Source organism: Terrabacter tumescens, assembly GCF_014646815.1.
Taxonomy (GTDB): Bacteria; Actinomycetota; Actinomycetes; order Actinomycetales; family Dermatophilaceae; genus Terrabacter; species Terrabacter tumescens.
In genome coordinates this window covers 110808-130636 of the sequence record NZ_BMNZ01000009.1, presented here as the reverse complement: position 1 = coordinate 130636, position 19829 = coordinate 110808, and the positions used below count along the sequence as shown (strand labels likewise).

The following is a 19829-nucleotide window of genomic DNA, read 5'->3' as shown; positions in this document are numbered from 1 at the left end:
CGGAGGAGGGGACATGCCACAGCGAACGTCGAACCCCCGGTGCCCGATCCGACTCGGCGAACCGTGCACGTTGTGCTTTCCCGGAGCAAGCGGACCGCAGGACTGCGGCCTCGTCTACCTCGTCCAGAGCGACCCGGAGCAGCGCGAGGAGCTCGCGGCGCGACGCCGTGAGCGTCACTTGACGCGCGACCTCGGCGTCGGCTGACCCGGGCGTGGCCCCGGCCTTCCCCCTGTGGCCGGGGCCACGCCCGTGGTCCGTCTCGCCGACGGCACCCGGTGGGCAGCCGCGCGCCGGCCGCGCGGCGCGTGTGAGAGTTGGGTCATGAAGGTTGCGCTCATCCAGCTCGCCTACGGCGACGACGAGTCGGTCGCCGACCGCACGGCCCGGGTCGCCGCCCTCGTCCGCGCCCAGGCGGGCCATGACCTCGTCGTCCTGCCCGAGCTCTGGCCGGCAGGCGGCTTCGACTACACCGCGTGGGACGCGCGGGCCGAGCCGGTCGACGGTCCCGTCGCGCGGGCCCTCGCGGACGCCGCCCGCGACGCCCGCGTCACGCTGCACGGCGGCTCGATCGTCGAGCGCGGCGCCCCCGTCGATGCCGACGGCCGCGGGCTGTGGAACACCAGCCTCGTCTTCTCGCCCGAGGGCGAGCTCGTCGCGACCTACCGCAAGATCCACCGCTTCGGCTTCGGCGAGGGCGAGCCGAGCCTCATGGATGCCGGCGAGGACCTCGTCGTCGTCGACGTGCCCGTCGCGTCCGGCGGCAGCGTGCCCGTCGGGCTCTCGACCTGCTATGACCTGCGCTTCCCCGAGCTCTACCGGCGCCTGCTCGACCGGGGCGCCGAGGTCTTCGTCATCCCGGCCGCGTGGCCCCGCAAGCGGGTCGCGCACTGGACCCTGCTGGGCCAGGCTCGGGCCGTCGAGGACCAGTGCGTCGTGCTCCAGTGCAACACCGCCGGCACGCACGCCCGGCACGAGATGGGCGGTCACTCGCAGGTCGTCGACGCCACCGGGAAGGTTCTGGCCGCCGCGGGCCTTGACGAGGAGGTGCTGAGCATCGACATCGACACCGCGGCGACGCCCGAGTGGCGCCGCACCTTCCCCGTGCTGGCCGACCGGAGGCTCCCGTGACCGCGGGAGCCGACACCGACACCGGCTCGCTGCGCTCGCGCGTCAGGGTCCGTGCGGCCGAGCTCGTCGGACGTGGCTGGCTCAACACCGGCGGCCGGTCGTTGTCTCTGGCCGACCTGCGCGGGCGCGTCGTCGTCCTCGACTTCTGGACCTTCTGCTGCGTCAACTGCCTCCACGTCCTCGACGAGCTGCGCCCCGTCGAGGCGCAGTTCCCCGACGCGCTGACGATCATCGGCGTGCACTCGCCGAAGTTCGAGCACGAGGCCGACGCCGACGCCCTCGTCGCCGCCGTGGAGCGGTATGCCGTCCACCACCCCGTGCTCGACGACCCCGAGCTCGTGACGTGGAAGGCGTATGCCGCCCGCGCCTGGCCCACGCTCGTCGTCATCGACCCCGAGGGCTACGTCGTCGCCTCGATGTCGGGGGAGGGCCACGGGCCCGGCCTCGCCTCCCTCGTCACCGAGCTCGTCGAGGAGCATGCCGCCAAGGGCACGCTCCAGCCCGGCGACGACCCCTACGTCGCGCCGCCGGCCCCCGACACGGCGCTGCGCTTCCCGGGCAAGGCGCTCGCGCTGCCCGACGGTTCGTTCGTCGTCAGCGACACCGCGAACCACGCGGTCGTCCACCTCGAGTCCGACCTCGAGACCGAGCGCGCCCGCTGGGGCGGCGAGGGCGTGCTCAACGAGCCGCAGGGCGTCCTGCTCGCGACGCCCGAGGTCGTTGAGCGGCTCGGCGTCGACCTGCTCGTCGCGGACTCGGTCAACCACCAGGTCAAGGGAATCCGCTTCTCCGACGGCTCGGTCCACGTCGTGGCGGGCACCGGCTCGCAGCTGCGCGAGCGCTCCGGTGGTGGCCCCGCCCTCGAGCAGGCGCTGTCGACGCCGTGGGACCTCGCGTGGCTCGGCGACCGCCTCCTGATCGCCATGGCCGGCACCCACCAGCTCTGGGCCTGGGCTCCGGGCGAGACCCTCGCCCACGGCCGGGTCGAGGTCGTCGGCGGCACCTCCAACGAGGGCCTCGTCGACGGACCGGCGCTCGAGGCGTGGTTCGCCCAGCCGTCCGGCCTGGCGACCTCCGCGACCGGTGACCGGGTCTGGGTCGCCGACTCCGAGACGTCGGCGCTGCGCTCGGTCACCCGAGCACCCGACGGAGCGCTCGTCGTGGAGACCCATGTCGGCACAGGGCTCTTCGACTTCGGACACCGCGACGGCGCCGCCGCCGAGGCACTGCTCCAGCACCCGCTCGGCGTCACCGAGCTGCCCGACGGTTCGGTCGCCGTCAGTGACACCTACAACGGCGCCGTGCGCCGCTTCGACCCGACCAGCGGTCAGGTCTCGACCCTCGCGCAGGGTCTCGCCGAGCCGAGCGACGCGGTCGTCGAGCGCGACCCGGAGTCCGGGGAGGTGCGCCTCGTCGTCGTCGAGTCGGCGGCCCACCGCCTGACCCGCGTCGGGCTGCCCGAGGCCGCCCAGCGCGTCGACGGGCCGGCCCACCGCACCCAGCGCCCGTCCACGCCGCTGCCCGCCGGCGAGGTCGCGCTCGAGGTGACGTTCGTGCCGCCGACCGGCCAGAAGCTCGACCACCGGTGGGGCGACCCCACCCGCCTCGACGTGTCCGCGACCCCGGATGCCCTGCTCGTCTCCGGCGCCGGTCGCGCCGAGGGCCTGACCCGCACCCTCGTGCTGCGCGAGGGCATCGGGTCGGGCACGCTCCACATCTCGGTGCAGGCCGCCGCGTGCGACGGCGACCCCGAGACGGGCGAGGTGCCCGAGCACGCGGCCTGCCACCTGTTCCAGCAGGACTGGGGCATCCCGGTCGTCCTCGACGCCGCCGCCGGTGCCACACTGACTCTCGACCTGCGGGGCGTGTAGGCGGCCGACCAGCCGCCTGCCGCCGTGCGCGCGAGACCGAACGGACGAGGTGGCAGACGTGGCTCGACAGGCATCCGGCGGCGGTGGGCGCTCCGTCCTCTCGGCGGTGTGCGGGCTGCTGGCGATCGTGCTGCTGCCCGTCTCGCTCGTCGGCTTCTGGGCCTCGGTGCTGCTGACCCGCACCGACGTCTTCGTCGAGGAGCTGCGGCCCGTCGTCACCAAGCCACAGGTGCAGGAGGCGCTCACCGACGGCATCGTGCAGGGCATCCTCGGCGCGGTGGACCTGCGGCCGGCGATCGAGAAGGCGCTCGAGGCGCCCATCCGCACGCAGGCCGCCACCCTCGTCGCGAGCCCGCAGGTCGCGTCCGCCTGGACCACCGGCATCCGCGCGCTCCACACCCAGTTCATCGCCGTCATGCAGGGCCGGGGCGACACGGAGCTCGACGACCAGGGCCGCGTCTCGGTGCGCGTCACCATCCCGGTGCCCGCGCTGACCTCGACGCTCGAGCAGGCCGGCGTCCCGAACGCGGGGGCCATCGCACCGGTCGTGACGATCCCCCTCGTCAAGGCCACCGACCTGCAGAAGGCGCAGACGGCATACCGGATCGCCGACGCGTGGGGACCCTGGGCGCCCCTCGTCGTGGCCGCCCTCGCCCTGCTGTCCATCGCGCTCGCTCGGCGCTGGCGCGCAGCGACGACCCTCATCGGCATCGGCTGGGTCGTGACCGCCCTGGCGCTCGCGCTCGTCGTCATGGTGGCGCGCGAGCCGCTCATGCGACGTGTCGACCCCGAGGTGGCGCGCACCATCGCTGACGCCGCCTACGGCCTCGCAGCCCGCAACCTCTACTACGAGATCGCCATCGCCGTCGGCGTGGGCGTCGTCATGCTCCTCGTCTCGGCCGTGACGCTCGCGTTCGGCCGGCGCCGCGCGCGCTGAACGGTCGACCAGAGGCCCGGGTGGGCGTTTCGTGGGTGTTCGACGGCGTGCGGGTATGGGGACGGTAGGTGTGCCACCGGGGCGCGCCCCAGCCAAGGAGACCTCATGGGTATCGGACTCGGGATCTTCCTGCTCGTCGTCGGAGCGATCTTCTACTTCACCAACGTCGACTCGAGCGTCCTCAACCTGGGCAGCAGCACGGGCAACACGATCGGCATCATCCTCATGATCGCCGGCGCGCTCGCGATCATCCTCGCGCTCGTCCTCAACGCCCAGCGTGCCCGCACGCAGCACACGGTCGTCACCGAGCGCCGCGGCGCGCCCGACGTCGTCGAGCGCCGGGTTGACGGCGACGAGGTCGTCGAGCGCCGCGCCGAGCGTCGCGACGAGACCCTCTAGACCTGCCAGACCGTCGAAGGGCCACGAACCGGTCTCCGGTTCGTGGCCCTTCGACGGTTGCGGGTGCGCGGCCTGAGCAGGAGAACTCACCTGCTCGGGCCGCCGTTCGTGCTTCGATGAGATGTGAGCCGGACCCGCCCTGACGCAGCGCCGCGCACGGCGTCGGCCATCGACGCGGCGACCCCGCCCGACCGCGACCGCTGGGTCGACACGCTCCGGGTGGGCTCGCTCCTCGTCGTCGTCCTCGGGCACTGGCTCATGGTGGCGCTCACGCCGGACGGGCAGATCACCAACGCGCTCACCGTCGTGCCGTCGCTCCAGCCGCTGACCTGGGTGCTCCAGGTCATGCCGCTCTTCTTCCTCGTCGGTGGCGTCGCCCACGCGCACACGCTCGAGTCGCTCGAGCGCCGCCATCCGGCGGCCACGGGGAGGTATGCCGCGTTCTTCCGCGCGCGGGCCGCTCGCCTCCTGCGCCCCACCCTCGCCTTCCTCGCGGTCTACGTGCTCCTGGGTGTCGTCGCCGACCTCACGGGCCTGACGTCGAGGCCCGGCGAAACCGGCCGCCTGGCGCGCGACGCGCTCGTCATGGTGCCGCAGCTGCTGTGGTTCGTGGGGATCTACCTCGGCGCCTGTGCGTTCGCGCCGCTCATGCGAAACCTGCACCGGCGGTGGGGACTTCGCGTCGTCGTCGTGCTCGTCGCGCTGGCGTGCCTGGTCGACGCGGTGCGCTTCGGTGGCGGTCCCGAGCTCGTCGGCAACCTCAACTTCGCGCTCGTGTGGCTGGCGCTGCACCAGCTCGGGTTCGCCTGGCGTGACGGGTTGCTCACGACCGGGCGTGGTTGGGTGATGGCCGTCGTGGGCTTCGCCGCGATGGGTCTGGCCATCACGGTCGGCCCCTACCCGACGTCGATGGTGGGCCTGCCCGGCGAGGCCGTCTCCAACATGGCGCCACCGACGGTGGCCTTGCTCGCGCAGGGCATCGGGATCTGCGGCCTGGCCGTCGTGGTGCGGCCCCTCATGACCCGCGTCCTCGCCCGGCCGCGGGCCTGGCGGGTCGTCGTGCTGGCCGGCCCCTTCGCCATGACCGCCTTCCTGTGGCACCTCACCGCGCTGATGACGGTGCTCCTGACGATCCGCGCGCTCGGCATCGAGCAGCCGGCGATCGCGTCGTGGGCGTGGTGGCTGACGCGTCCGGTGCTCTTCGCGGTGCTGGCGGCGGTGACGGCCGCGTTCGTCGCGGTCTTCGTGCGCTTCGACCGTGGCCCGCGTGGGGCGGGTGCGGCCGGGCCCGGTGACGAGCAGCGGGGTTGGGTCGACCCCGTGGCCGCCGTGTCCGCCGCGGTGCTCTTCTTCGGCATCCTCATCGTCTCGATCGTCGGGGTCGACGTGCTCGGCAACCGCCCGGTCTTCTTCCTCGTCGGCGACGTCACCCCGATCGTCGGCTTCGCCGTCCTGGCCCTCGGGCTGCTGCTCCTGCGCGCGACCCGGCCCCGACCCACCCCCACCGCCCGCCTTTGACACCTCCCTCCCGGCAACACACCGAACAGTCGTCAACCGCTGCGGTTGCAGCCGGTGCGGTTGACGACTGTTCGGTGTGTTGCGCAGCGCCGGGCAAAGTCGGTGGCCGGGGGAGCGTGGTGGCACCTACCGTCGTGCCATGGAGACGAGACTCATCGACGTGGACGACGACGCGGTCTGCACCCGGGCGTACGACGTCATCGTCGCCAGCAAGAACCACGAGCGGCCGTGGAACGAACCGCCTTCACTGGCAGAGACGCTCGTCGAGTGGAGGCACGTCGACAAGGCCGAGCCCATGGAGATGTGGGGAGCGTGGGACGGCGACGACCTCGTGGGCGTCGCCACCATCTGGCTGCCGATGGACGACAACACCTCGATGGTGTGGCACGACGTCCAGGTCGACCCTGCCCACCGCCGGCGCGGCGCGGGCTCGGCCCTCGTGGAGCGCATCGTCGGCCGAGCCACGGAGGTCGGCCGGCCCACCCTCGTCACCGACTGCATCGTCCCGGCCGGCGCCGACGGCCACCCCTACGGCCGCTTCGCGGAGAAGCACGGCTTCCGCCTCAGCAACACCGAGATCACCCGCCACCTCGAGCTGCCCGTCGACGACGACCTGCTCGCCCGCCACGCCGAGCACGCCCGCACCCGTTGGGAGGGCGGCTACCGGCTCGAGACCCATGTCGGCGGCGTCCCGGCCGCGCTCCAGCCGTCCCTGTGCGCCGTGATGAACCAGCTCGGCGTCGACGCACCCACCGGCGACATCGAGTTCGAGGAGGAGAGCCTCACGCCCGCACGCTACCAGGAGCACCTCGAGCTCTTCCTCCGGCAGGGACGCACCAGGGTCACGACGGTGGCCGTCCACGAGGCGACGGGTGACGTCGTCGCCTACACCGACCTCATGCTGCCGGCGGGTGCGCCGTCGGTCGCGTGGCAGTGGGGGACCTTGGTGCACAAGGCACATCGGGGCCGCCGCCTCGGCATGGCGGTCAAGGTCGAGAACCTCCGGCGCCTGCAGACGGACCATCCCGAGCGCTCGCGGGTCATCACGACCAACGACGACACGAACTCGTGGATGGTCTCGATCAACGAGGACCTCGGCTTCCGCGTCGTCGAGCGCAACCCCGCCTACCAGCGCTCCCTGGCCTGACGGCATACGCGATCGTCGCGAGGTCGACGAGGACTGCTGAGAGACGAGGAGGCGCCCGTCCCCGAGGTGGGGAGGGCGCCTCGTCGTGAGGGATGGCTCAGAAGGCCGACTCGGGCACGTCCATGAGGTCGTTGTCGGTGGCCTCGGCGATCGCGCGCTCGGCGGCGATCTTCGGCAGGACGTTCTTGGCGTAGAACGACGCCGCCGCCACCTTGCCGCGGTAGAAGTCGGCGTCCTTGCCGGCGGCGCCGCCGTCGAGGGCCTTCTGGGCGACCTCGGCCTGGCGCAGCAGCAGCCAGCCGACGACGAGGTCACCGGCGGACAGGAGCAGCCGCGTCGTGTTCTGGCCGACCTTGTAGAGGTTGGCGGTGTCGCCACCCATGCGCGGGTCGCTCTTCATGAGGTCGCCGATCATGTGGCCGACGATGCCCTGGATGTCCTCGAGCGCCTTGCCGAGCAGCTCGCGCTCGGTGTCGAGCGAGCCGCCGAGGTCCTTGGCGAACTCCTGGATCTGGCCGGCGACGTGCTGCAGGGCCTGGCCCTTGTCGCGGACGATCTTGCGGAAGAAGAAGTCGAGGCCCTGGATGGCGGTCGTGCCCTCGTAGAGCGTGTCGATCTTCGCGTCGCGGACGTACTGCTCGATCGGATAGTCCTGCAGGAAGCCCGAACCGCCGTACGTCTGCAGGGACTCCGTGCCGAGCAGCACCCACGCGCGCTCCGAGCCGAGGCCCTTGACGAGCGGCAGCATGAGGTCGCTGATCTTGTTGGCGAGGGCCGCGTCGGAGCCCTTCTCGAGCGGCGCCGCCGGGTTGCCGGCCTGCGCCTGGCTCACGGCGTCCTGCTGGCTCGCGGTGTAGAGCACGAGCGCACGCAGGCCCTCGGCGTACGCCTTCTGGAGCATGAGCGACCGGCGCACGTCGGGGTGGTGCGTGATGGTGACGCGCGGCGCGGCCTTGTCGGTCATCTGCGTGAGGTCGGCGCCCTGGACGCGCTCCTTGGCGTACTCGAGCGCGTTGAGGTAGCCGGTCGACAGCGTGGCGATCGCCTTGGTGCCGACGAACATCCGCGCGTTCTCGATGACCTTGAACATCTGGGCGATGCCGTCGTGGACGTCGCCGAGGAGGGTGCCGACCGCGGGCTCGTGCTCGCCGAAGGTGACCTCGCACGTCGTGCTGACCTTGAGGCCCATCTTGTGCTCGACGTTGGTGACGTGGGCGCCGTTGCGCTCGCCGAGCTCACCGGTCTTGAGGTCGACGTGGAACTTCGGGACGATGAAGAGGCTGAGACCCTTGGTGCCGGGGCCGGCGCCCTCGGGGCGGGCGAGGACGAAGTGGACGACGTTGTCGACCATGTCGGACTCGGCCGAGGTGATGAAGCGCTTGACGCCCGTGATGTGCCACGTGCCGTCGGGCTGCTGGACGGCCTTGGTACGGCCGGCGCCGACGTCGGAGCCCGCGTCGGGCTCGGTCAGCACCATCGTGGTGTGCCAGGCCTTGTCGACGATGTGCTTGGCCAGCTTCTTCTGGTCGTCGTTGCCGAGGTGCCAGAGCAGGTTGGCGAAGGAGTAGCTCGCCGTGAACATGTGGACGGCCGGGTTGGCGCCGCAGACCATCTCGGCGACGGACCAGCGCAGCGAGGCCGGGACGACCATGCCGCCGAGCTCGGCCGGGACGTCGAGGTTGCCCCAGTCGCCGTCGACGTAGGCCTTGAACGAGCGCTTGAACGACTCGGGCATCGTCACGGTCTGGCTGGCGGGGTCGTAGACCGGAGGGTTGCGGTCGCTGTCGAGCAGGCTGTCGGCCAGCTCGTTCTCGGCGAGGCGCGAGACCTCGCGGAGGATGTCCTTGGCCGCGTCGACGTCGACGTCGGCATAGATGCCCTGTCCGAGGACGTCCTGGCGGTTGAAGACCTCGAACAGGTTGAACTCGAGGTCGCGCACGTTGCTCTTGTAGTGGCCCATCTTCGGGACCCTCCGCGTTCTGTCGCTCGTCGTGCGTCCGCGCTGTCATCGGCGGGCGCGCCAAGTTACTGGCCGGTCACTTCCATGATGCTACTGACCGGTAACGACCGCAAGAGGGAGGGGTCACAGTTGGGCCACGAGGGCTGCGGCCGCACCCATGGCGTATGCCGGGTGGCGCGGTCGGGGTCGTCCGTGGAGTCAAGCGGTGGCCGGGCTGTCGTCCGGGCGAGGACAGCAGAAGGGCCCGGTCGCGGTGACCGGGCCCTTCTGAACTGGAGCAGGCGGCACGAATTGCACGTACGTCTTCCTTCTGGAAGAAGGCTGTTCTGCTACTGAACTACGCCTGCGAGGCGTCGCCAACCGTAGCAACAGACAGGGCCCGACGTCCAAACGCGACGCGCCGTCCCTACGATCCGTGCGAACGCGAGCTCGTCCCAGGCGCACATGGCGCTGTGACCGAGCGACTCGAGTGCGGAGGGTCCGCTCGCCCTGTCCATCTGCCCGGTTCGGCGGTCTTTGAGGTGGCAACTCTTGCCAGAATTTGTCCGGACGCGATGCTTTCGTGACCTTCTCTGTCACATTCGATGAATGTTCATCGTCCGGGGTCTCCCCCGGACGGCCCGCCGGACGCCGAGTCCTGTCCACCGGTGGGGCAGCCAAGGAAAAACGGACAGGAGTGGGGGACCCACTTTTGGACCGGCCAGCTGGTCCTCGGGGTGAAGCCGCATCTGCGGCCGGGCAACTTCCGCCCGAACCCGACAGCTCACCTCACAGGCGTGGGAAGGATCCGCCATGTCCACGTCTACCTCTGCACGTCGTCCACGCAGTCTCCGACAACTCCGATCGCTCGCCCTGACACCACTGCTCGCCGCCGCCCTATTCCTCGGACTGGGCGGCGCCCCTGTGTCCGGCACCGCTGCCTCGACCGGTTCGCCGCCGGGCTCGAGCTCCGCCTCCGCCGTCACGATCGACGCCAAGCCGGTCTCCACGACCCCCCTGCGCCTCCAGGGCCTCTCGCTGACGGCCGCGCAGGTGGGCAAGTGGTACCGGTGGGGCGCCGCCGGACCGACGTACTTCGACTGCTCCGGCCTCGTCTACTACGTCTACCACACACGGCTGCACCGCTACCTGCCGCGAACGGCCAACGCCCAGCGGCTCGCCACCACGCGGATCTACAAATCCAACATCCTCCCCGGCGACCTCGTCTTCTTCATGTCGAACGGGCGGGCCTACCACGTCGCTGTCTACGCCGGCTACGGCAAGGTCTGGCATGCGCCGCGCCCAGGCCAGCGCGTCCAGCTCTCGAGGATCTGGACCTCCGCTTGGGTGGCCGGTCGCGTCCGCTGACCGCGACGACCCCTGGGCACGCCGCTGCCGAGACGCCCGTGTCTAGCGTGCCGGGGGCGTCGTCGAGTACTTCCACATCCGCTGCAGCACGTAACGTCCGTCGCCCTGCGGGTCGAGCAGGGCCGGCCGGGCCTGACGGATCATCACCGTGGGCCGGAGCCGGACGTTGACGAGGGTCTTGCCGCGGAAGGACAGGTCGAGGATGACCCCCTCCTGCGTCTCCTGCCACCAGCCCTGGCCGAAGAGGTAGTTGCCCGGGCTGACGAGCACGACGTTCGGGTCGGCCGCGGGGCCGCGGACGAGCAGGGGGCCGGCGACGTGGGTGCCGGACCCGATGACCTGGTCGCAGCCCGCCTTGTCGAACCAGCCGAGCTGGCGCTTCTGCGTGGGCCAGAGGTCGTCGTGGTACTCCGCGCCGCCCCACCACTGCGGGTTGCAGATGACGAGGTCGGCGCCGGCCGCCTTGGCCCGGCGGACTCCCTCGCGGATGTTGCGCTCGGTGATCCACGGGACGCCCGCGGTGTCGGCGTCGGCCCTCGCGACCCCGGCGACGTCGTTGACGGCCACGAAGCCGACCTTGAGCCCCGCGACCTGCACGTAGGCCGGCTCGATGGCCTCGTCGAGGTCACGGCCCAGACCCGTCCGCGGGATCTTGTACTTGTCGATGAGCCGCAGCGTCGACTCGATGCCGGCCACGCCCTTGTCGCTCATGTGGTTGGCGGCGAGGTAGACGACGTCGAGCCCCAGGGTGTCGCGCCACCGGGGCAGCACCGCCTCGGGGACGCTGAAGACCGCCGTCGTGCCGAGCTGGGGCTTCCACGTCGAGTCGGGCACGACCGGGCACTCGTGGTCGGCGATCGCGACGTCCGACCGCTTGATGATCTGGGGTGTGGCGCCGGCGTTGCCCGTGTCGACGGGCTGCACCGAGCGGTAGGGCTCGTGGTCCGGCGGGTCGACGACCGCCGGCGCGGCGTAACGGGCCGTGCCGCCCTCGAAGACCCAGTCCCAGCCCCGACCCCGCGAGACGACCTGCGTCGCCGCGCCGCGGTCGGAGCAGAGGCTGCCGAGGTTGGTCATGGTCCACACCTGCGAGGGGTCGTATGCCGTCCAGCTCGCATCGAGGCTCGTCCCGCCGGGCGCTGTGGTCGCCTTGACGGGATAGTCCATCGCTCGCGCCTGCTCGTCACCGAAGAGGTCGGGCCCGAACATGCCGAACGGGCCCTTGCCCCGGATCGAGAGCACCTTGGTCGCGGGCTGGACGAGGCCGGGTGGGAGCAGCGCGATGCGCTGCTGGCCGGCCACGAGGGCGGCGGCGATCTTGTCGGCGGGGACGCACGCCGAGGACGCCGGTGGCGCAGGGAGATCCGGTGCGGTCAGCTTCACTCCGCAGGGCACGACGAGCGTCCCCTTGCCGGCGAGGTCACGCAGCTCGGCGACCGAGACGTTCGCCTTGAGGTTCGTCAGACCGGTGACGACCGCGAGCGGGAAGGTCGCCGCCGGGGTTGCCGGGGTCGTCGCGGTAGGGCTCGAGTTCGCGGGTGACGGCGGGGCCGTCGAGTCGGCGGGCGTCGAGGTCGTTCCCGTGGCGGTTCCTGCGCCGGGCGCCGGGCTCCCGCTCGTGCACGCGGCCGCGAGCAACACGCATACGCCGATCGACGCGTAACGGGCCCTGCCGATGCTCCCCACGCGGCTAGCGTAGGCGCCAGACCCCCGAAGGCGCAGGTTCCGCGAATGCCCCAGACCGCCGTCCCCGACGATGCCCGCCGCAGGTCTGCTGCGCGCCGCCCGCGGGTCGTCGCCTCGGCTGCCGGCGCCGTCGGCCTCGCGCTGGCGCTCCTCGTCGGCTCCTCGGCCGCGCCGCCGGCGTCGGCACTGGGCCGGCTTCCCTCGTGCGACCTCGGCGACGTGCCCACGGTCCCTCGCGGCTACGACGACTGGTCCGTGACCCTCGTGGACCGCCTGCTGCGCGTCGAGGCCGACTACGTGCCGCCGGACCTGGTCCGGTCGAGCGAGGCCGGGATCGGCGGCGGCGGTCGCATCCGTGCCGTGGCGGCCGACGACACCCGCGCCATGGCCAGGGCCGCTGCCGCGGCCGGCGCGCCGATCGCGATCTGGAGCGGCTACCGCAGCTACCGCGAGCAGGTCGGGCTCTTCACGATGTACACGAGGCAGAACGGCTTCGACAGCGCGATCACCTACTCGCAGCGTCCCGGCCACTCCGAGCACCAGCTCGGCCTCGGCGTCGACTTCATGAGCGCCGGGGGTGGCAGCCCGCTGCCGGGGGACTGGGGTCGGACGCCGGCCGGCGCCTGGATGCGGGAGAACTCCTGGAGGTACGGCTGGGTCAACAGCTACCCGCGGGGGAAGGGCGGCACGCGCTGGAACGACCGCACCTGCTTCCGCTACGAGCCCTGGCACTACCGCTACCTCGGCCGCGAGGTGGCCGCGAAGGTGCACGAGTCCGGCCTGACGATCCGCGAGTACCTCTGGCGCAACCACACGATGCTCGACGGCTCCGGACGTGCCGCCACGCCCTCGGCGCCTGCGCCCACGCCAACGGCGACGCCGACGACCGGCGCATCACCGTCGACCTCCGCCGGCACCACCACAACGACCGGGACAACGCCGCCCACCCCGGATCCGGACGCCGCGACACCGACCGACGCGCGCGCCGCGCAAGAGGTCGACCGGGACGGCGGTCTCCCCGTCCCGGTGGTCGTCGCGGGTGGCGCAGGAGTCGTCGCGGTGGGGGTGGGTGTGGCGCTCGCCCTGAGGCGGCGTGCCGCACGCGCTCCGGACCGGTGAGGAGTCGGAGCGAGCGACGGGAATCGAACCCGCGTATCCAGCTTGGGAAGTGCCTTGGCAGCCCTCTCATGGCCGCTGGTGTGCTCGCTGTTCTGTCCGCGCGTGCCCCTGTTCGGCCCTTGGGCGCCCGAGCGTTGGGCATGGATTGGGCACGGCTGGCGTCATGCCCGGCCAAGGGGAGGCGCCGAACCCGATAGCGGAGCAGGACAGCGCGCCAGCCTGGTCGCTGTCATGGCGGCTGCATGCGCCGTCGCGGTCTGCGCAGTGATGCCAAGGTGGCTCGGCTGGGAGGCCAGGCGCAGAAGGCGCACGCGGACGCCCAGAACGCGGGTGGTGGGGCCGGCCACGTCCCTGCGGTGGGTAGTGGTCCTCCGTGGGTCTGTACCTGGCAGGCGACGGCGGGGGCTATCCTCGTCATGGCGCCTGATGGCGAGCCGTACGCCGTCGCCGGTCCAGTTGATGGCGGCAGGGCGGGCGCCCCCTGGACGTGGTCGAAAGCGTGGGGCGGTGGGGTGCGCGAGGACGGCGCGCCAGCGCCGCCCGCAGCGCGGGGTCCCCGACGCGGGTCCCCGCGCTTTTCTGCGCCGAAGGCGCAGCTTGAGCCAGTACAGAAAGTCTTCACCGAATCGAATGCCGCTTCCTGTGCTCCGTCGGGTGATGCGTGACAGTCGTCCGCCACCTGACGCGCGTCGGCCGCGGCCACGGCCTCGCGGAAGGCTCGGCCGTGGCTGTAGGCGAACGCGTTGCGCGCGACAGTGGCCCGATTCGGCACCGTGGGCCCGGGCGTCTCCGTGGGTCGCTTGGCCCTGAGGAGGCCGGGATTGGCACTGGTTGTCTTGTCTGTTGTCGAGCAGGAACCCTTATAGCCGGTTCGTCCGGTCGCGCCGGTGACGGGGACATGGTAGTTATCGAGGCACTCCCCGCAAACAGAGCGGGCCGACTCTCAGGAGTGAGAATGGGCGACATCGCCAGCAAGGTCGACAAGGCATTCGAGTCCCACAGCATCGCGGAACTGGCAGACGCGCCAGTGGAGGCGTTGCAGGGAGTCAGCGCCAGCGACGCCGAGCACCTTAAGGCCGCCTTCAACATCAAGACCATCCGCGATCTAGGTACCAACAAGCACTTCCTGTGGGCCCAGGCAATCGCCAAGCTGGCCGACTGAGCGCCTGCTCGAGCAGGCGGCGGCACGTCCGACCGGCGCCGGCGCCACCACCGCGGGTCCCGGAGCCGCTATGTCGCGAGCCGGCTCCGCCTGCCATCCATGTGGTTCATGAGCTCATTCACTTCTTGGAAGGACTGGCATGCTCAAGGGATTCAAAGACTTCCTCATGCGCGGGAACGTCGTTGACCTCGCGGTCGCCGTCGTCATCGGCACGGCGTTCGCGAAGGTCGTGGACGCCTTCGTCACGGTCATCATGGACCTGATCGGCAAGCTCGGTGGCACGCAGAACTTTTCGTCGTTCCAGCCCGGCGGGGTCGCCGTCGGCGCCTTCCTCACCGCACTGGTCAGTTTCCTCATCGTCGCGGCGGCGGTCTACTTCATCGTCGTCGTGCCCATGAACCAGCTGGCCGAGCGGCGCAAGACGGGTGTCGAGCCCGAGCCCGAGGCACCGTCGGAGGAGGTCCTCCTGCTCACCGAGATCCGCGACTCCCTTCGCGTTCGGTAGTCCGCGCGCTCTGGGCCAGGAGGCCTCCTTCGACAACCCGGAACCCCCGGTTGGTGAGCCAGGCGGCTGGTCCTCCCGCCGGGGGTTCCTCATAGATGTCTCGTGTCAGGCTTTGAAGGTCTGCGGTTCTTCCAGACCACAGGAATAGTTGGCGTCCGTTCTGTCGTCGCGAACAGCGAACGGTGACGTTCGCCCCACTTCGGACCACGACGCCACGCAATACGGTGGGCGTCCGTAGGTACGGTCTTGAAGAGGCACGCACGTTGTTGCTCGTTCAACCGACCACCGCAAAGGCTGCGACGCTGCCGTTCGTGGTGACACTGCTGCAGCACCGCACGAAGCGTTACCGGGAGAGTTATGGGCGACAAGTATTCGAGGATGATCGTCGGCTGGCCCACCGCGGTCGTGTTCCCTGACGAGGGCAACGGCGATGTCTGGGAGCCTCGCGCGGCGCGCTGGGCTCGGTCGAGGTCTGGCTCCATCGCGCAGACGGCTCATGCGTCCTACACGCCATCGTGAGCAGTGCGACGCTCCAGTCGGTCGCCGGCGTGAAGGCCAACGACAACGACAACGACCGTGAGAAAGCATGGGACGACGGAGCGCTCTGAGGTGGTGGCCTCGACTACGCACGCGGATCGGATCGTACGGCCGCGCCGGTGTCGTCGTTCTTAGCGCGGAAATTAGGCGGTCTTCGACTCGCCGCTGCGTTCCTTAAAGGTTCACTATGGGGATGGTCGTCGGGTCTCCGGCGGCGTGGGCTGTACCGGCGAAGGAGTATTGCGATGAGCATGTTTGATAACGCCAAGAACAAGGCCGAGGAAGCGATGGAGCAGCACGGCGACCAGGTCGAGCAGGTGAGCGACTCAGGTTTGGATCGCGCCTCCGAAGCTGCCGGCTCGGCAACAGGCGGCCGCTTCGACGAGCAGATTCAACAGGGCCGTGGGATGGCCGACGAGCGTATCGGAAGCGACAGTGACGCTTCCGGAGATGCAACGGAGGGCTCCCAGGGCCTCGACACCGGCAGCCAGGAAGACCAGCGCGACGCCGAGGGCCAGGGCTAACGCCTCAAGGCGCTGACGCTTGAGGCAGTAGCTCACACCGATCTGGTTCTACGAGCGACTCGCTCAAGGACGCGCTTCCTAGACAAGCTCGCAAGCGGCAGGCACTGGTTAAACCTCCATGCTGTAGGCAGTGTCCACATCGGCCGGACCGGCCTTGAAGGACCGGTAAACAGCGAGAGGCGGCCGTCGTACGCCACGGGTTGCAGCGTCAAACCAGGATGCGTCATGTTTGAAGACCGCGAGTCGCTGATGAGTTCACCGAAAGAGCAACGCGAAGAGGACGAGTTCCAGGCTCTCTACGGTCGGGGGGCACCGCTGACCCCCGCCGAGGTCGCCGACGTTCTCGCTGGGTTCGACCGGCCGTGGTGGGTCGTCGGTGGCTGGGCGATCGAGGCCGCAACCGGGTACCTCCGCGAGCACGAGGACACCGACATCTCACTGCTCGCCTGCGACTTGCCGGCTCTGGTGGCACACCTAGCCGGTGACTGGCATGTGTGGAACAACGTCGGCGGGGTGCTGCACCCACTCGGCGGCCAGTGGCAGAGCGTGGACGACCCGGGCAGCCAGCTGTGGGTGCGCAAGGACGCCTGCAGCGCGTGGGTGCTCGACATCCCCTTGACCCCAGACCGAGAGGGTCGGTGGTCCAACAAGCGGAACCCGGAGCACGCGGCCGACCTGGACGATGTCACGTTCATCGCAGCCGACGGCATCCGCTACCTCAACCCGGAGATCGTCATGTCGTACAAGGCCGCTCTCAACCGGCCCAAGGACACCAGCGACCTGACCGCCACCCTCACGGTGTTGCCCCCGTCCCGGCGAGCCTGGCTACGAGCCGCTGTGGCGCACCAAGACCCCCAGCACCCATGCGCTCGCAAGCGTCTAACGAGACCTCCGCCAGCGGGGTTCGGTGTCGATCGGGGTCCTCAGCCCGGCATGGTCGGACGTCGTCCGAGAGACTGTCCGACGGGCGGCTACTTGTTTCATTGACTGCAGGACCGGTGCCTGCGCAGGCTCGTTCAGGTGCCCGGGCGCGTCGCTCGCAATAGCGGCTGCCCACGCTTGGTCGTGTGGCTCTCTCATGGGTTGCGCCGCCCGGGCATCGCCGGGCAGGAGAGGCTCAAGAAGGCGAGCAGCGGTACGGCGGTGCCTCAGGTGTCAACTGCCAGGTCAGGCCAGTGTTCACGACCAATCAATCGCAGAGATACATCGCTAGGGCATGGACAACGGCCGCGGCTGTGGTCGGTGGCACTTCGGCCGGAGTGATGAGGCGGTCGACGCGGTCGAGTCCCGCCGCGTCATGGGCCAGGTTGGCGAGCTCCTTGGGCAGGTCCGAGTAGTCCCCGATCGGCTCGTGGACGTACCGGCCCGGGACACGGTTCGCTACCGGTTCGAACGTCGCGAACGGCTTGGACGGTTGTTCAGATGGCAGTCGCGGCGTCGGTGCCTCCATGCTGGCCCCCAGGGTTGCGTGAGTTCGCCGAGCGACCAGTGTCTCTGCTCCCGTCCCCTGACGTCCCGGCGATGACCGACGAGCGCCAGATGGGTGCCTTGCCGGTCCGGACGTGAGTGAGTCTCCGTGTCTCTGGGCGGGCGCGGTCTGGCCCGGCATCCCACGATTGCTCGGGGCGGCGTCGGCGCCGGGTCACATGCGCGGGGAGGCCAGGACCAAGAGGATGGTTGTCGACGAGCCGGGCAACAAGTCACGCGGGTTACGGTTGGCCCCGTGATGAGCGCACTTGCCCCGATGCTGGCACCGGCCCTCGGCCCGGGCTGGCTGGACCCCAACTACCTCTTCGCGACCTACGGCGCGGCGTTCTTCGTCATTGCCCTAGTGTTCGTCTTCATCGAGTGCGGACTGCTGTTCCCGTTCCTGCCGGGAGACTCCCTGCTCTTCGCGATCGGCCTGTTCGTCGCCGCAGGCAAACCGCACCTGCCGTCGTTGGTCGTGGCCCTTCCGGCCCTCGTGGTGGCTGCGTTCCTCGGCAACGTCGTCGGGTACGGCTTGGGTCGCGTGATCGGCGTCCCGCTGTACGAGCGGGACGGGCGGTTCGTCAAACGCCGGTACCTCGATGAGTCCCGCGCGTTCTTCGACCGGCACGGCAGCAAGGCGCTGGTGATCGGCCGGTTCGTGCCTCTGGTGCGGACCTTCATCACGCTCGTGGCCGGGGCGAGCCGGATGCCACGGCGGCACTTCTTCCTCTGGAGCGCCGTCGGTGCGGTGCTGTGGGTGCCGGTCATCACTCTGCTCGGCTACACCCTGGGGTCGGCCTTCCCGGCCGTCGGCAAGAACTTGGACGTGGCCATCGTCGTCATCGTCGTGCTGTCCCTGGTGCCCGTCGCCGTCCAGTGGTGGCGACACCGTCGCACCCTGGACGACGCCATCTGAGCCGACGTGATCGGCACGAGCCTGCCACCCACCGCCACAGCGCAATTGCAGTGAGTAGCAGTTGGCGCCCCGGAAGAGTCAGCTTCGGCTCTCGGGCTCCCGGCTGTCTGCTGCGGATTCCGACTGTCCCGGATCGTCGCTGACTGGGGTCGGATCCGGTTCCGAGGGCGTCGGTGAGAGCGGGACCATGAGGGTGAAACGGGTCGGCTGCTGCCGGGCCAAGGCCAGCCGGCCGCCGTAGGCCTCGGCGATCGAGCGCCCGAGAGCCAGCCCGATCCCTAGTCCGTCGCTGCCGGACTGGCCTCGGCGGAAGAGTTCCTCGCCAGAGGCCTGGACCGAACCCTCGTCGGCGACATCGATCGCGACGAACGAGCCGAGGTCCCGGAAGACGACGGTGACACGCCCGGCGCCATGCCGGGTTGCGTTGTCCATGAGGATCTTCAGAACCTCTGTGACGACGAACTGCGGAAGGGGCAGCGCAAGATCGGTCTGGGCGGTGACGAACAGGGCACGCCCCGCCTCGGACAGTGGGCCGTGCCACCGCCGCTGGATCTGCGCGCACACCTCTGCGACGCTGCGGACGGGGTCCGCGCCCAGCGCGCGCCCCTGGGGGCGGGCCAGCTGGATGACGTGGTCGATGGTTAGTTCGAGATCTCGCACCTGGCCGAGGGCATCGGCCAAGGAAGCGTGAGGGTCCGCTGCCGCGCTACTGCCATCGCGGCTCAGCGCGTTCTGCAGTCCGAGGGCCAAGCCAGTGAGCGGGGTTCGCAGCTGGTGGGAGATCTCAGCGGTGAGCCGGCGTTCACGTGTGATGAGCTCGCAGAGCCGGTCGAGCATGTCGTTCTGCGTCTGGGCCAGCCTGACCAGCTCGGGCGTCCCGAGAGGTTCGGTCCGTGTCTGCAGGTCCCCGCTGGCGACGCGCTCGGCGGTCACCGCCAGGGCCTCCAGCGGGGTGCTGAGGAACCGTGCCTGGCGTCGCGCCACGAGGACCGCGACGGCCAGGGCGAGCCCGGCGCACAGCACCAACGCTGCCCAGGCCAACAAGGTGGCAGTCAATGTTTGGCTCGTCGGCGCTGCCACTCGGACCACCGCGATGACTTTCTCGGCGACGGTGACCGGTACGGCGACCACGAGGTCGGCGCCGACCACTCCGTCGGCCTCGACCCCGCGGGCCGCTGCTCGGGTGACGGAATCGGCAGTCGGGGGCCCACTCGTGGCAGGGGAGCGGTGGGTGAGCGAGGAGTCGTAGACGGCGACCTTCTTGTCGTCTTCCACGCGTGGCAGCTCAACCGGGTCGCCAGCCAGGAAGTCCGGTCCGACTTGCCGCGAAGCGAGCAGGGCTGTGCGTTCCAACTCGCCTCGTTCCTCGCTGAGGACGGTGGCCCTTGCCGCCAGCGCCAGCGGGATACCGAAGAGGACCAGGGCGACCGACACGGCCACGACGGCCACGTGGAGGATTCGTCGACGCATGCCTGTCATCCTCGCGCTCCACGCGTCCAGTCTCGAGCGCCGGGCAGTCCCTGACGCGACCCGCCGGGATGTTTTGCCCTCCTCTAACCCAGAGTCGCATCCCGTTTAACCCCCGCATTTCTAGCGTGGAGT

Annotated in this window: 18 protein-coding genes, 1 tRNA gene and 1 riboswitch; of the genes, 14 read left to right on the top strand and 5 right to left on the bottom strand. The window is 70.4% G+C overall.

What is annotated here, in order from left to right:
• Positions 1-13 precede the first annotated feature (13 nt).
• From IEY30_RS19770 to IEY30_RS19740, 7 genes are all read left to right on the top strand, one after another.
• Positions 14-205: a DUF6767 domain-containing protein gene (locus tag IEY30_RS19770; RefSeq protein ID WP_081920579.1), complete on the top strand. Its 192-nt coding sequence runs from the start codon at positions 14-16 to the stop codon at positions 203-205.
• A gap of 117 nt (positions 206-322) precedes the next feature.
• Entirely contained in the window at positions 323-1129 is an 807-nt protein-coding gene (locus IEY30_RS19765; protein ID WP_030200739.1) for a carbon-nitrogen family hydrolase, read from the top strand.
• Positions 1126-3000: an NHL domain-containing thioredoxin family protein gene (locus tag IEY30_RS19760; protein WP_043417051.1), complete on the top strand. Its 1875-nt coding sequence runs from the start codon at positions 1126-1128 to the stop codon at positions 2998-3000. The genes IEY30_RS19765 and IEY30_RS19760 overlap by 4 nt, the downstream gene beginning before the upstream one ends.
• Positions 3001-3058: 58 nt before the next feature.
• Positions 3059-3937, top strand: coding sequence for a hypothetical protein (locus IEY30_RS19755; protein WP_030200743.1), 879 nt, complete (start codon positions 3059-3061; stop codon positions 3935-3937).
• 105 nt (positions 3938-4042) lie between these two features.
• On the top strand, positions 4043-4336 hold the full coding sequence (locus IEY30_RS19750) for a DUF6458 family protein (RefSeq protein WP_030200746.1): 294 nt from the start codon (positions 4043-4045) through the stop codon (positions 4334-4336).
• A gap of 123 nt (positions 4337-4459) precedes the next feature.
• Positions 4460-5854, top strand: a complete 1395-nt coding sequence (locus tag IEY30_RS19745; RefSeq protein ID WP_030200748.1) for an acyltransferase family protein — start codon at positions 4460-4462, stop codon at positions 5852-5854.
• A gap of 139 nt (positions 5855-5993) precedes the next feature.
• The gene (locus tag IEY30_RS19740; protein ID WP_030200749.1) at positions 5994-7001 is read left to right on the top strand and encodes a GNAT family N-acetyltransferase; all 1008 of its coding nucleotides are present in this window, start codon (positions 5994-5996) and stop codon (positions 6999-7001) included.
• Positions 7002-7098: 97 nt separating this feature from the next.
• Here IEY30_RS19740 and IEY30_RS19735 read toward each other — a convergent pair whose 3' ends face one another.
• Complete coding sequence (locus IEY30_RS19735; RefSeq protein ID WP_030200750.1) at positions 7099-8961, bottom strand: acyl-CoA dehydrogenase; 1863 nt, start codon at positions 8959-8961, stop codon at positions 7099-7101.
• Positions 8962-9234: 273 nt separating this feature from the next.
• Positions 9235-9308, bottom strand: a tRNA-Gly gene (locus IEY30_RS19730).
• Positions 9309-9605: 297 nt separating this feature from the next.
• A riboswitch (cyclic di-AMP (ydaO/yuaA leader) is annotated at positions 9606-9750 on the top strand.
• Between the two features lie 114 nt (positions 9751-9864).
• On the opposite strand from IEY30_RS19730, the gene IEY30_RS19725 reads away from it, so the two are divergent.
• The gene (locus tag IEY30_RS19725) at positions 9865-10308 is read left to right on the top strand and encodes a C40 family peptidase (protein WP_229675109.1); all 444 of its coding nucleotides are present in this window, start codon (positions 9865-9867) and stop codon (positions 10306-10308) included.
• 42 nt (positions 10309-10350) lie between these two features.
• Here the strand turns inward: IEY30_RS19725 and IEY30_RS19720 are convergent, their stop codons facing one another.
• Complete coding sequence (locus IEY30_RS19720; RefSeq protein WP_156035406.1) at positions 10351-11994, bottom strand: CapA family protein; 1644 nt, start codon at positions 11992-11994, stop codon at positions 10351-10353.
• A 45-nt stretch (positions 11995-12039) separates the two neighbouring features.
• Here IEY30_RS19720 and IEY30_RS19715 point away from each other — a divergent pair, with 45 nt between their 5' ends.
• From IEY30_RS19715 to IEY30_RS19695, 5 genes are all read left to right on the top strand, one after another.
• Complete coding sequence (locus tag IEY30_RS19715) at positions 12040-13113, top strand: M15 family metallopeptidase (RefSeq protein WP_052358740.1); 1074 nt, start codon at positions 12040-12042, stop codon at positions 13111-13113.
• A 955-nt stretch (positions 13114-14068) separates the two neighbouring features.
• The gene (locus IEY30_RS19710) at positions 14069-14275 is read left to right on the top strand and encodes a hypothetical protein (protein WP_030200765.1); all 207 of its coding nucleotides are present in this window, start codon (positions 14069-14071) and stop codon (positions 14273-14275) included.
• Between the two features lie 139 nt (positions 14276-14414).
• The gene (gene mscL / locus IEY30_RS19705; RefSeq protein WP_030200767.1) at positions 14415-14780 is read left to right on the top strand and encodes a large conductance mechanosensitive channel protein MscL; all 366 of its coding nucleotides are present in this window, start codon (positions 14415-14417) and stop codon (positions 14778-14780) included.
• A 782-nt stretch (positions 14781-15562) separates the two neighbouring features.
• Positions 15563-15841, top strand: a complete 279-nt coding sequence (locus IEY30_RS19700) for an antitoxin (protein ID WP_052358742.1) — start codon at positions 15563-15565, stop codon at positions 15839-15841.
• A 225-nt stretch (positions 15842-16066) separates the two neighbouring features.
• A complete protein-coding gene (locus IEY30_RS19695; protein ID WP_052358744.1) occupies positions 16067-16828 on the top strand; it encodes a nucleotidyltransferase domain-containing protein in 762 nt (253 codons plus the stop codon).
• A gap of 202 nt (positions 16829-17030) precedes the next feature.
• Here IEY30_RS19695 and IEY30_RS19690 read toward each other — a convergent pair whose 3' ends face one another.
• The gene (locus IEY30_RS19690) at positions 17031-17291 is read right to left on the bottom strand and encodes a hypothetical protein (RefSeq protein WP_156035408.1); all 261 of its coding nucleotides are present in this window, start codon (positions 17289-17291) and stop codon (positions 17031-17033) included.
• Positions 17292-17567: 276 nt separating this feature from the next.
• On the opposite strand from IEY30_RS19690, the gene IEY30_RS19685 reads away from it, so the two are divergent.
• Positions 17568-18227, top strand: coding sequence for a DedA family protein (locus tag IEY30_RS19685; protein WP_081920591.1), 660 nt, complete (start codon positions 17568-17570; stop codon positions 18225-18227).
• A 78-nt stretch (positions 18228-18305) separates the two neighbouring features.
• Here the strand turns inward: IEY30_RS19685 and IEY30_RS19680 are convergent, their stop codons facing one another.
• Positions 18306-19697, bottom strand: coding sequence for a HAMP domain-containing sensor histidine kinase (locus IEY30_RS19680; RefSeq protein WP_162181020.1), 1392 nt, complete (start codon positions 19695-19697; stop codon positions 18306-18308).
• Positions 19698-19829: the final 132 nt, after the last annotated feature.